An 11,473-nucleotide genomic window follows, 5' to 3' on the forward strand; every position below is an offset into this window, starting at 1 on the left:
AACTTATACTCTTATGAAAAAAATAATTTTAGGTCTTACTTTAGCCATCACCATGGTGGCTTGTACCACAACAAATACAGCATCCAAAAGCAGTAGTTCTAGCGCCCAACCGTCGCTATCGAACACCCATTGGATATTTTCGGAACAAGTGAAAGGAAACACCCCAACTTTGGTATTTGAAACTGAGAAAATAAGTGGAAATGCGGGCTGCAACAATTATTTTGGCAGCGTTGTGATCAATGCACAAAATGGAAGTTTAGAAACCAAAGGAATTGGATCGACCCGAATGGCATGTCCCAACATGAATTCGGAAGCCAATTATCTAAAACTTTTGGGTCAAGCCAATCGCTATGTCGTAAAAGGCGAAACTTTAGAATTGTACAAAGACAATTTGTTGTTGTTAAAATTTAACAAAAGCTCTAAATAAGTCAAAAAAAATGGAACTCTGTTTGAGTTCCATTTTTCTTATGCTTCGTCTTCTTCTTCGTCATACTTAGCCAGTTCATCCTCACACCAAAGGAATGCTTTTTCTACAACTTTAGTTGCTTCATCAGCCATGGTTTCTTCATCATCACCTTCCAAATCATCTAACCATTCTACTTCTTCTTCCTCTACATTCAAGATAAATCTTGGATACTCGGTATGAACAACGAATAAATCTTCAGGAAATTCTGAATTGTCTGCCAATAAAAATTTAGGTAGTTTCATGTTATAAAATTTAATGCTTCAAAGATAGTAAATTTATTGAAATTTGTTCTTATTGATTTTTATCTTGGTCTGAACTTTATAGGCTGTTAGCACCTCTTTTTTTAAGGTATCTTTGGCCTGATGACTGATGTAAACTCTAGGATTAACCGTTGATATCAACTCTGCAACTTGTATCTGTTCCGGAATATTTTCTTTGGGATTGGCATAGAAAATTATTTTCTTATCGCTCAGATGTTCTCGATTTAAAAATTCAGAAATTGTTTTTCTATTTTCTAAATAATTCCCCTTGGAAAGCCAAGTGAACGCAAAGCCCGTAACCAAACTCAGAACCGCAACTGCGTACATCCATTTTCCGAAAACTGCATATAGTTTTCTGAAAAATACCAACCAAATCGGTAAGATAAATGGAGAAAGCAATCGATAATCCAAAGGATCAACCGAGTAAAAAAACTGAATAAAAAATGAACATAAAACACCAATTATCCCTGTAAAAATCATGAATTTTTCGGTTTCGGACAATGGATTTTTTATGAATAATACCATCATCACCCCAATGGTGAGCGTTCCAACACCATAAATGCCATAGTTGATCACACCACCGGCAGGATTGGCAATGTGTACAAAAGGATTGAAACTGGTAGACAGTCCTTGATACAATTCGACCAAGAGTTTTGAGGTGGGGTGCAATCCCATTTCCAGAAACTGATTGACATAATTTTCGTTAAAATAATCGACAAATAAAAATTTGTACAAAACAACAAATGCAAAACCGATAAGCGAGGAATATAAAAATGATTTTCCGTAGCTTTTCTTCCAACCCATCAACCCGAATAAGAAACAAGTGCCCATAAAAAACAAAGCACTGTAACGGATGTTGTACAATAAAATCAATACCGCACTCAACAAAACGATGGATAAGATTTGAGTATATTTCCCAATGATGATGTTTCTACTGAGGTATAAAAACACCAATACGACGGGCAAAATTAAAGGTTCGGTAAGGCTGAATGAAAAAATAGATACATAGGAAAACAAAGCGCCCAGAACTACCGTTTCTTTAAAATAAAACTTCTTCTTCCATGCAAAACCTACCATAAATACATAGGCCAAAATACCCAGCATTTTGGAAGCCCAAAACTCATCAAAACCCAAAAATGTGAAAAATTTCAAACTCAAAGGATAACCCAAAGGAGTTGTCGTATTGTCAATGGTGGGGAAAACATTTGCTGTACGCATCAGTCGGATGGAATCCGGTGTTACTCTGCCTTTTTCGTTCAATAGAAATCGAAGTACAATCATCAATAACGAGATCATTATAATTCCGATTTGCAAAAATTTTTCCTTCTTTCTGTTGCTTAATTTCATAAAAAAACCTTCAAGCTTTTGTAAAACTTGAAGGCCTAAAAATACTGAATATTTTCAGAATTATTTTGCAAACATTTTTGCTACTTTTTCTGCTTTTTTAGATTCGGAATAATCGTAGAAACCTTCGCCAGATTTCACACCTAGTTTACCGGCCATTACCATGTTCACCAACAATGGATTAGGAGCGTATTTAGGATTTTTGAATCCGTCGTACATTACATTCAGGATCGCCAAACAAACATCTAACCCGATGAAGTCTGCCAATTGCAATGGTCCCATTGGGTGTGCCATTCCCAATTTCATTACGGTATCTATTTCTTCCACGCCGGCAACTCCATTGTAAAGGGTTTCTATGGCTTCGTTAATCATCGGCATTAGGATTCTGTTGGCCACAAAACCTGGATAATCGTTTACTTCTACCGGAACTTTTCCTAAAGTTTTCGACATTTCGAATATGGCATCAAAAGTTTCTTTAGAAGTAGAATAGCCTTTGATGATTTCTACCAATTTCATAATCGGCACCGGATTCATAAAGTGCATACCGATTACTTTTTCTGGTCTTTTGGTAGCCGCAGCAATTTTGGTAATGGAGATGGATGAAGTATTGGTCGCCAAGATGCAATTTTCAGGAGAAAATTCGTCCATTTGTTGGAAGATTTTCAATTTCAAATCTTGGTTTTCGGTAGCCGCTTCTACGATTAAATCAGCAGATTTCACTGCTTCTGAAATGCTGGTAAAAGTAGTGATGTTACCCAAAGTTGCATTTTTTTGGTCTTCGGTAAGGTTGCCTTTAGCAATAATTCTGTCCAAGTTGTTAGTGATGGTTTTGATGCCTCTATCCAAAGCATCTTGCGAGATGTCTGCCAAATTCACTAAAAATCCTGCTTGTGCAAAAGTATGTGCAATCCCATTCCCCATGGTTCCTGCGCCTATAACTGTAATGTTTTTCATTATGATTTTTTAATAATTATTTATCGTTTATATTGATCAAAATGATGTTTAATAAAAACATCAAATAAAATTTTTGCCCAAATTTAGGATTTTATCTATATTTGGTACAATAAAATCGACAATAAAATTAATATGAAAAAAATACTCTTCTCCTTACTGATCGGTGTTGCTACTTTTGCAACGGCTCAAAAAAAACCAATGAGTGTAGCTACTCCTGGTACGACCACCAATCCTACAACTTTGGTCATGGTAAATGGAAATTTGGCCAGTCAAGATTTTTTGGAAAGAATGAAGAAAAATACAAAATTTATACGACCCATTCTTTCTGCCAACCAAGTTCCACAATCTTTGAAATCTGTTACTGGATTGAGATTTCCAATGATAATTGCTGAGGCAAAAGAAAATTACTACGATAGAATTGCTCTTTCTACATTAAACGAACAACATGGATTAGCAAAAAACAATCCTGTATATTTTGATGGGAACAAGATTTCCGACACCTCCTTAAATGTTATTGGCGATGTCTTGGTTGAAATGAAAGTAGGGAAAACCGATGGACAGGAAGTTTTGAACATCTGGACTACAAAGCATACCATGCACGCTATTGCAAACTAAGAACTTATAATACAAAATAAAAGTCGTGATTTCTTTATTGACATCACGACTTTTTTTATTTAAAACGAAATATTCAGGTTGACTTTTGGATTTCTCGGGTATCGTTGTTCATAAACACGATAATGCCTTTCCGGATGTCTATCCAACGGCACATCGTCAACCATTACCATTCTTGCTCGACCAAAATCTACACGAAGGTATGCCGAAGGAACGGATTTTGAAAACACCCATCTCCCTCTCGACTGACATACATAACCATCTCTGTAGGGATCATAAAACATTTGATAATCTGGGAAGTACACATGATTGTTGTACTGATATTGATGAGAACTGGCCCACCTGTGCTTTCTATGGTGATGATGTTTCTGCTTTTTATATTTATAATGACTTTTACGATAATGTCTATCATCATCGTGGTCATCATCACGATCATATCTTCTGTACTCTCTGTCGTCATCGTGCCTGTGATGTCTCTGAGCACTCATTTCATGGGTTGAAAAAACTACAAGTCCCAACACCATCATTCGAATCACTTTATTCATATCCTGTATTAAAAATTAAAAAATAATAAAGATCCGCTTCATTCGTTAACTTTAAGCTTGTAAACGAAGTAAACAACACTTTATTGTCTTGCTTTCAATTTTTATACCATTAAAAATATTTATTAAAAATTTAACATTTGTGATTAATAATTATTTATTGATTCAAATTCCTAATAAATAGCATAAAACAAACTAAATATCAATAAAATAGCACTTTTTATTCTTTAGAGTACTTGTTTTTCCATTTTTTTTCTATCGATTCTTTAATTTTTTTTTCTGTCGAATTATTTCCAGGAGAATAAAAAACACTTCCTTTCAACTCGTCTGGCAAAAACTCTTGTTCTACAAAATTACCTTCGTGGGCATGTGCATATTGATAATTTTTACCATAATCCAAATCTTTCATCAATTTGGTGGGTGCATTTCTAAGATGTAGTGGTACGGGTAAGTTCCCCGTTCTTTTCACCATAGCCAAAGCATCATCAATGGCCAAATAAGCCGAATTGGATTTGGGCGAAACAGCCAAATACACAGCAGTCTCGCTGAGGATAATTCTGGATTCAGGATTGCCAATTACATTAACAGCCTGAAAACAAGATTGGGCCATCATGAGCGCATTGGGATTTGCCAAACCAATATCTTCTGCTGCCAAAATCAGTAGTCTTCTGGCAATAAATTTCACATCTTCGCCGCCATCAATCATCCTCGCCAACCAATATACCGCAGCATTGGGATCGCTGCCTCTGATGGATTTAATAAAAGCCGAAATGATATCGTAATGTTGTTCTCCATTTTTATCGTACACGGACATGGCCTCTTGTAGAACGGACAAAACATGGTTGTTGGAAATTGCACGAATTTGGGTATTCTTAAACTGGTTCAATACCAATTCTACAGAATTAATAAGCTTCCGAGCATCACCTCCGGAATATTGTATGAATGCTTCGTGTTCTTCAATTTCAAAATCGGTGTTCTCATCGGTATTATAACGATACAGAGCCGTAGCAATTAGTTCTTCTAATTTTTCGTAACTCAAAGACTTTAAAACATAGATCTGACTTCTGGAAAGCAATGCCGACACCACCTCGAAGCTCGGATTTTCGGTAGTAGCACCTATGAGAACAATCCAACCTTTTTCCACAGCGTGCAGCAAGGAATCTTGCTGAGATTTATTGAAACGATGGATTTCATCAATAAACAGAATGGGCGATTTTCCGGAAAAAAGATTTTGCTTTTTGGCCTCGTCAATCACTTCCCTCACCTCTTTCACTCCGGAAGAAACAGCGGATAATTTGTAAAACTTTCTACCCGATTTTTGCGAAAGGATCTCTGCCAAAGTGGTTTTGCCGGTACCGGGAGGCCCCCAAAAGATTAAAGAATTTAGGGTATCGTTATTCAGCATCCTTCGGATAGGACCTTGGTCTCCTGTTAGGTGTTCCTGTCCCAAAACTTCATTGAGATTTTGGGGTCTAAGTCTTTCTGCAAGTGGAATATTCATGGATACAATTATGCTGAATGCAAAATTATGAAGTTATTTTTTAAAATAAATATTAAGAGCCCGTTTAAAATTTTACCGAAATAATAATTCGGCTATTTCTAATCTTTCTTATCTGCTTTTTTGTATTCTATTTAGCGTATTTTGCATTTTATATTTTTGTTTTAGCCCGCTAAAACTTCAATTTTAAAATCCAAAATCCATCTAAATATCTATACAAAAAATCTAGATATAAAATTTAAACAGGCTCTAAGAGCCCGTTTTAAATTGATTGTTAGTAAACCTTTCCTTGCACATACTAAATTGCTGAAAAAATACTTCTTGTTCTTCGTTCTTAATGTATTGTTTTTTAACTTCAATCGTTTTGTTCATAAATGAAAAAAGATACGATTGATTTTTATGTTCAATTTTTGTTAAATCCTTGAAGTAATATTTTTTCTGGTTAAAGAGTTTTACTTGGATATAATCATCGGTAAATTCTACATACTTTTGTGAATAAGACAGGTACATAATAAGTATAAAAAACAGAGATGCCAGTCCAAATAAAAGTGAATTAAAATTATTTCCCCATATATAATTTAATACAGAAAAAATAATCATGTTTATAAAAAAAACTGAATTGAATAAAAAATACTTTTTGGAATATGAAAAAATGGTTTTCATACGGTTTTTGGTCTATTTACAAATTGATTTTCAACTTGGCCATATACTTTTTTAAAATCCAAGAGTTGGCTTTCTGGTATTCTGGATTTTTCAATCACTATCGTTGCATCTAAAGTTTTGAAAAAGTACTCGCCTCCAAAGTATTTTATTTCTATTAAATCAGAAAATTTGATTTTCTTTTTGAAAAAACCAAGGGTTGAAATTTCATTTTCGTTGTATTCAAAATATTTTGTGAAATACTCGTAAAAAGCATTGGCAATACATAAAATTCCAACAGCCAATAGAAAAAAGCCTGTCCAACGAATACTTTCTTCATATAAAAAATCATAGACTTTAATTATTACTAGAAGTCCACCATAAATAAAGTTCCAAATTATTCGTCTGATTTTATACGCTACTTTAATCATTTTCTGTCATTTGATTTCAAATCTAAAGATAATATTTTACATTTGCAAAGATTTGAAAACGACCATTAATAAAATAATTTCTCTTCCTTTGGTGATCCTTATTCGGTTTTACCAATGGTTTATTTCACCTTTACTTCCTAAAAATTGCAGGTACGAACCTACTTGCTCTCATTACATGGTAGAAGCTTTGCAAACGCATGGGATTTTTAAGGGGTTGTACTTGGGAATTAAAAGAATTATGCGATGCCATCCTTGGGGTGGTAGTGGTTATGATCCTGTCCCACCAAAATGTAAACATTAACAAATAATTAATCTAATAATATGCTATTCAACTTATTATACATCACTTGGAATCCGTCCAAAGGTATAGAGCTAGGCCCCTTTACCTTGCATTACTACAGTCTTATGTTTGTTTTGGCTTTTGGATTGGGCTATATGCTGATGACCAAAATTTTCAAAATAGACCAAGTTAACCAAAAATATTTGGAACCTTTGTTTACCTGGACCTTGGTAGGCACCATCTTGGGAGCGCGATTGGGACATGTCATCTTTTACCAACCCGAGCTTTTCCAACAAGACTTTTGGTCGGTTTTCTTACCCATACAAACCCAACCCGAATTCAAATTCACAGGATTTTCTGGTTTAGCAAGTCACGGAGCAACCATTGCCATCATCTTTACAACGCTATACTATTCTTATAAAATTATAAAGAAAAGTCCTTTCTGGGTTTATGACCGATTGGGAATTGTAGTAGCTTTGGGTGGTGCTTTTGTACGCATTGGTAACTTTTTCAATTCAGAAATCATCGGGAAACCTGCAGGAAATTCTCCTTTTGCAATACTTTTCCCACAACAAAGTACAGAATACGGCGAAATTGTCCCAAGATATCCGACACAGCTGTTTGAGGCTTTTGGATACTTTGCATTGTTCTTGCTTTTATGGTTCTTGTATCGTAAAACCAATAAAAAGTACGAGCAAGGTTGGTTGTTTGGTTTGTTCTTCATCATCCTTTGGGCAATTCGTTTCTTTGTCGAATTTTTAAAAGAACCACAAGGCGATGAATTCATTACTTTTGCTGGGCTTAATACCGGACAAATCCTGTCCATACCGTTTATGATTGCCGGTTTCATCATCATGCTGACTTCAAAAAATAGAACGATTACCGAAGAAGAAAATTCTAAAATGGATTAAAAATCTTTGTAATGCATTCTTTCTCTTAAATACAAACACTTTTAGGACAACTAAAGGTGTTTTTTTTTGTGTTAAATTTCAAAAAAATAAAATTATCTATATATTTGTTTAAATAAACATTAAAAATTCAAATTATGGGAATTGTACAAGAATTTAAAGAATTTGCAGTAAAAGGAAATGCCTTTGATCTTGCCGTTGGGGTGATTATTGGTGGGGCTTTTGGTAAGATTGTTACCAGTATGATCGATGATATTATTTTGCCAATAGTAGCAGCAATTGTTGGGAAACCTGATTTCAGTAGTATCTACTTTGCCATGGGCGAAGGAGCCGACCTTATCCCAGCAGGTGCTAATCTTGCAAAAGCCAAGGAATTGGCTCCCAATGCGGCGATCTTTGCGTATGGTAACTTTATTACAGTAGCCATTAATTTTTTCCTACTTGCATTGGTTGTTTTTATGATGGTAAAAGCCATCAACAAAATGAAGAAAGAGAAAGCAGTGGAAGAAGTCGTAGCAGAACCTTCATCTACAGATCAGTTACTGATGGAGATTCGAGATGCTTTGAAAAAATAAAAAGAAATACTTTGGGAGACCAAAGTATTTTTTTTGTCTTTTGTAATCGGTAATTCATTAAATTTGAATAAAATACAAAATATGAATTGCCTAGAATGTGGTGAATTAATTATTGGCCGAAGTGATAAAAAATTCTGTAACGACTCGTGTAGAAACTCGTACAACAACAAACTCAACAGCGACCACACCAACCTGATGCGGTCCATACACAATAAACTCAGAAATAATTATAGAATTTTATCTTCTATAAATTTTGTTGATGGTAAACACAAAACCACCATGGGTAAACTGAGAACTTTGGGTTTTAATTTTGAATTCATCACCCATATAAAAACCTATAAAAATGGAGCCGAATATCGGTTTTTATACGATATTGGTTATCGATATTTAGATGATGATTGGGTGTTACTCGTAAAAAATGAGCAATAAAAATTGCTCATTCTTCGGTTATCTCAATCGTATTTTATCTTCTAATATGTCGATCATATTATCTTTGTACAGGCCTCCAATGGCTTTTTTAAAGTTCTTTTTACTCATACCCAGCTCTTGTTTTATCTCTTCTGGAGTCGATTTGTCGGAGAGGTATAACAATCCGTATTCGGCAGTCAGTTTGTCCAAAACCAATTTTCTAAATTCATCGATATTTTCAAAACCTTCGGGCTGAAGCGTCACATCTATTTTCCCATCCTCCCTAATTGCTTTTATATAACCAACTTCTTCGGACAACGGATATAATTTTTTAAAAACATCAGATGCATATACCAGTCCCAAATATTTTTTATTGATAACTACATTCCAACCCAACTCACTTTCTCCTACAATGATCAAATCTACTTTATCACCTTTTTTAAAAGCTAAATTATCGTATTGTGGGTTTCGTTTAAACTTATTGGTCCCGGTAATTAATCCCGTTTTTTCATCGATATATACATAGACCAAATAGCGCTTATCTTCTTGCATTTTACCTTTCTGCTCCTTGTATGGAACAAATAAATCTTTGATTATACCCCAATCCAAAAAAGCACCGGAAGGGAGGTTCTGCAAGCATTTCATCACGGCATACTCTCCTACTTGTGCATAAGGCATCTCTGTAGTTGCTTTCAGCACATTATCATCTTGGTACACAAAAACTTCAACCTCCTTATCGATATCCCAATCTTCTTCTGAAAAAATCTTCGGAATAAAACATTTTTCATTTTCAAGATCTTCCAAAATAAATCCTGAACCAATTTTTTCTTTTATTGTTAAAGTTTGAGTTATTCCAATTTCCATAAATTTTATTAATTTAATTATTTCATATTCAATCAAAATGAAAGACCTTAACTTTCATTTTTAATAAGAATTTTCAAAGATACAGAGATTAGTTGATATTTGATTTATCGTAATAAAAAAAGCGATGTGACCATCGCTCTTCAATTCTTTATTTTTTAATAAATTTTATTGTTCTTTGAACATCTTTCCCTATTAATTTCAAAATATAAGTACCTGGAGTCAGATTTGATATATCAATTAGCTCATCTTTTACCAAAGATTTCATCAGATGCTTTCCATCAATAGAAAAAATCTCCACTTCTAGCTGATTGTCAATATTCCCTTTTAACTTAATAAAATTTTGTGCCGGATTGGGATATATAACAAAATCCTCAACAAACTGAACATCTTTTGTACCTAAAAACGCTGTAGATTGCGCAACAGCCTGGTTTGTACTTTGGTTAAATGATAGAATGGGTACAGAAATATTTCCAGAAATAGAAGATAATAGAGGTTGCTTACTGGAGGCATTATAGTACTGATACGATGTACCAGTTATTGTACCGATGGGAAAAGTATAAAATGTATCTGAACTTTGATACAAATTAAAATTCTGAACCGTTTTCACTCTCAATACATTGCTGTAGGTATTTCCACTCATGATCAATGTCCCAGAAGCATCTGCAGTTATTGTTACCGTACCTTTTATCAAACCACTTGCAGTAGTCGATGTAAAAGTTCCCTTTGCGTTATCAACAACACTATTTCCAAATGCAAAAGGATACTGAATTGCAGTAGCATTGTCCCCTGCAAAACTCAATGTCCCTTCGGTTGTGATCAAAGCTGTTATTTCCAATTTCGAAGACGATTGCTTAAAAAAAGAAGTCGTCGCACCATCACTACTTTTTATTGTAGTTCCCGGGTACGAAGTAATTTCAGCACTTGTAGGCGTAGAAAAAGTCGTTACAATAGGAGTTCCTGCAGTAAGTAGAGAATTATCAAAAGTTTGTCCACTCCCACTACCAGCATTATTCACCGTACCTACAACATTTTTATTATTAACAACATCACCAACAACAGGATCGTTGAACGCCTTGGTAATAGTAACTTGCGAAAAACAAATTTGTGAAAGTAACAAAGAAATCAATAAATTAATTTTCATCCTAAAATATTTTATACAAAAATAAATAAAATATGTAAACAATTCTTTTATTAACTGAATTTTAACATATTAGGTCAATACATTTGCAGCACCACAAATCCGTCACTCTTCACTAACCGACCCGCTGTCCACTGTATCTTTTGTGCCTGGGCTTTCCCAAGGCTTACAAAAGGATGCCGCTCCCATCGGGGCTAGGACAAAGGAACAGAACTCTCCAGTCGGGATGGAGGTTTGGTTTTTAGTTTTTGGTGTTTGGTGTTTGGTGTTTAGTTAATGGAGAATTAGAGATAATTCCAACAATTTTCAATCAAAGCACAAACAAACGGTCATTTTTTCTTCCTTACTCAAATACATTCCAAAAGAAGGATATTATGTAAAAACTTCCATCAACCATCAACCATCAAGCATCAACCAAAGAGTTTTAAGCAAAAAAAATCCCCGACTACTTTCGTAATCGAGGATTCTAATAAAAACTGGCGGCGACCTACTCTCCCGCGTTAGCAGTACCATCGGCGCTAGAGGGCTTAACTTCTGTGTTCGGAATGGGAACA

At 34.7% G+C, this 11,473-nt stretch carries 14 protein-coding genes and 1 rRNA gene; 6 read left to right on the plus strand and 9 right to left on the minus strand.

Going from position 1 to position 11,473, the window contains the following annotated elements; genetic code table 11:
* Positions 1-13: 13 nt before the first annotated feature.
* Complete coding sequence (locus tag EIY84_RS03670) at positions 14-427, plus strand: META domain-containing protein (RefSeq protein WP_124640560.1); 414 nt, start codon at positions 14-16, stop codon at positions 425-427.
* A gap of 38 nt (positions 428-465) precedes the next feature.
* On the opposite strand, the gene EIY84_RS03675 is transcribed toward EIY84_RS03670, so the two are convergent.
* The 3 genes from EIY84_RS03675 to EIY84_RS03685 are packed head-to-tail and all read right to left on the minus strand — an operon-like array spanning position 466 to position 3,024.
* A complete protein-coding gene (locus EIY84_RS03675; RefSeq protein ID WP_124640561.1) occupies positions 466-708 on the minus strand; it encodes a hypothetical protein in 243 nt (80 codons plus the stop codon).
* 33 nt (positions 709-741) lie between these two features.
* The gene (locus EIY84_RS03680) at positions 742-2,073 is read right to left on the minus strand and encodes a hypothetical protein (protein ID WP_124640562.1); all 1,332 of its coding nucleotides are present in this window, start codon (positions 2,071-2,073) and stop codon (positions 742-744) included.
* Positions 2,074-2,133: 60 nt separating this feature from the next.
* On the minus strand, positions 2,134-3,024 hold the full coding sequence (locus EIY84_RS03685; RefSeq protein WP_124640563.1) for a 3-hydroxybutyryl-CoA dehydrogenase: 891 nt from the start codon (positions 3,022-3,024) through the stop codon (positions 2,134-2,136).
* Between the two features lie 132 nt (positions 3,025-3,156).
* Here EIY84_RS03685 and EIY84_RS03690 point away from each other — a divergent pair, with 132 nt between their 5' ends.
* Positions 3,157-3,639 carry a hypothetical protein gene (locus EIY84_RS03690; RefSeq protein WP_124640564.1) on the plus strand — a complete coding sequence of 161 codons (483 nt, stop codon included), beginning with the start codon at positions 3,157-3,159 and terminating at the stop codon, positions 3,637-3,639.
* Positions 3,640-3,698: 59 nt separating this feature from the next.
* On the opposite strand, the gene EIY84_RS03695 is transcribed toward EIY84_RS03690, so the two are convergent.
* From EIY84_RS03695 to EIY84_RS03705, 3 genes are all read right to left on the minus strand, one after another.
* Positions 3,699-4,181, minus strand: coding sequence for a hypothetical protein (locus tag EIY84_RS03695; protein ID WP_164472006.1), 483 nt, complete (start codon positions 4,179-4,181; stop codon positions 3,699-3,701).
* A gap of 217 nt (positions 4,182-4,398) precedes the next feature.
* On the minus strand, positions 4,399-5,679 hold the full coding sequence (locus EIY84_RS03700; protein ID WP_124640566.1) for a replication-associated recombination protein A: 1,281 nt from the start codon (positions 5,677-5,679) through the stop codon (positions 4,399-4,401).
* A 656-nt stretch (positions 5,680-6,335) separates the two neighbouring features.
* Positions 6,336-6,746 (minus strand): hypothetical protein, encoded by a 411-nt coding sequence (locus EIY84_RS03705; protein WP_124640567.1) that lies wholly within the window; start codon positions 6,744-6,746, stop codon positions 6,336-6,338.
* Positions 6,747-6,798: 52 nt separating this feature from the next.
* On the opposite strand from EIY84_RS03705, the gene yidD reads away from it, so the two are divergent.
* The 4 genes from yidD (at position 6,799) to EIY84_RS03725 (ending at position 8,938) form a co-directional block, all read left to right on the plus strand.
* On the plus strand, positions 6,799-7,047 hold the full coding sequence (gene yidD / locus EIY84_RS03710; protein WP_124640568.1) for a membrane protein insertion efficiency factor YidD: 249 nt from the start codon (positions 6,799-6,801) through the stop codon (positions 7,045-7,047).
* 20 nt (positions 7,048-7,067) lie between these two features.
* Positions 7,068-7,937 carry a prolipoprotein diacylglyceryl transferase gene (gene lgt, locus EIY84_RS03715; protein ID WP_124640569.1) on the plus strand — a complete coding sequence of 290 codons (870 nt, stop codon included), beginning with the start codon at positions 7,068-7,070 and terminating at the stop codon, positions 7,935-7,937.
* Between the two features lie 134 nt (positions 7,938-8,071).
* Entirely contained in the window at positions 8,072-8,509 is a 438-nt protein-coding gene (mscL, locus tag EIY84_RS03720) for a large conductance mechanosensitive channel protein MscL (protein WP_124640570.1), read from the plus strand.
* Positions 8,510-8,590: 81 nt separating this feature from the next.
* On the plus strand, positions 8,591-8,938 hold the full coding sequence (locus tag EIY84_RS03725) for a hypothetical protein (protein ID WP_124640571.1): 348 nt from the start codon (positions 8,591-8,593) through the stop codon (positions 8,936-8,938).
* Positions 8,939-8,956: 18 nt separating this feature from the next.
* Here the strand turns inward: EIY84_RS03725 and EIY84_RS03730 are convergent, their stop codons facing one another.
* From EIY84_RS03730 to rrf, 3 genes are all read right to left on the minus strand, one after another.
* Positions 8,957-9,781, minus strand: a complete 825-nt coding sequence (locus tag EIY84_RS03730; protein ID WP_124640572.1) for a CvfB family protein — start codon at positions 9,779-9,781, stop codon at positions 8,957-8,959.
* Positions 9,782-9,929: 148 nt separating this feature from the next.
* Positions 9,930-10,922, minus strand: coding sequence for a T9SS type A sorting domain-containing protein (locus EIY84_RS03735; RefSeq protein WP_124640573.1), 993 nt, complete (start codon positions 10,920-10,922; stop codon positions 9,930-9,932).
* Between the two features lie 471 nt (positions 10,923-11,393).
* Positions 11,394-11,473 (minus strand): 5S ribosomal RNA (gene rrf, locus EIY84_RS03740); the annotation flags it as partial.

It is taken from the genome of Amniculibacterium aquaticum (assembly GCF_003852705.1).
In the GTDB taxonomy this organism is placed as follows: Bacteria; Bacteroidota; Bacteroidia; order Flavobacteriales; family Weeksellaceae; genus Amniculibacterium; species Amniculibacterium aquaticum.

Bases quoted from the DNA above. Each gene is read 5' to 3' on its own strand.
- EIY84_RS03670 (WP_124640560.1), top strand. From the start codon at position 14: ATGAAAAAAATAATTTTAGGTCTTACTTTAGCCATCACCATGGTGGCT.
- EIY84_RS03675 (WP_124640561.1), bottom strand. From the start codon at position 708: ATGAAACTACCTAAATTTTTATTGGCAGACAATTCAGAATTTCCTGAA.
- EIY84_RS03680 (WP_124640562.1), bottom strand. From the start codon at position 2,073: ATGAAATTAAGCAACAGAAAGAAGGAAAAATTTTTGCAAATCGGAATT.
- EIY84_RS03685 (WP_124640563.1), bottom strand. From the start codon at position 3,024: ATGAAAAACATTACAGTTATAGGCGCAGGAACCATGGGGAATGGGATT.
- EIY84_RS03690 (WP_124640564.1), top strand. From the start codon at position 3,157: ATGAAAAAAATACTCTTCTCCTTACTGATCGGTGTTGCTACTTTTGCA.
- EIY84_RS03695 (WP_164472006.1), bottom strand. From the start codon at position 4,181: ATGAATAAAGTGATTCGAATGATGGTGTTGGGACTTGTAGTTTTTTCA.
- EIY84_RS03700 (WP_124640566.1), bottom strand. From the start codon at position 5,679: ATGAATATTCCACTTGCAGAAAGACTTAGACCCCAAAATCTCAATGAA.
- EIY84_RS03705 (WP_124640567.1), bottom strand. From the start codon at position 6,746: ATGATTAAAGTAGCGTATAAAATCAGACGAATAATTTGGAACTTTATT.
- lgt (WP_124640569.1), top strand. From the start codon at position 7,068: ATGCTATTCAACTTATTATACATCACTTGGAATCCGTCCAAAGGTATA.
- mscL (WP_124640570.1), top strand. From the start codon at position 8,072: ATGGGAATTGTACAAGAATTTAAAGAATTTGCAGTAAAAGGAAATGCC.
- EIY84_RS03725 (WP_124640571.1), top strand. From the start codon at position 8,591: ATGAATTGCCTAGAATGTGGTGAATTAATTATTGGCCGAAGTGATAAA.
- EIY84_RS03730 (WP_124640572.1), bottom strand. From the start codon at position 9,781: ATGGAAATTGGAATAACTCAAACTTTAACAATAAAAGAAAAAATTGGT.
- EIY84_RS03735 (WP_124640573.1), bottom strand. From the start codon at position 10,922: ATGAAAATTAATTTATTGATTTCTTTGTTACTTTCACAAATTTGTTTT.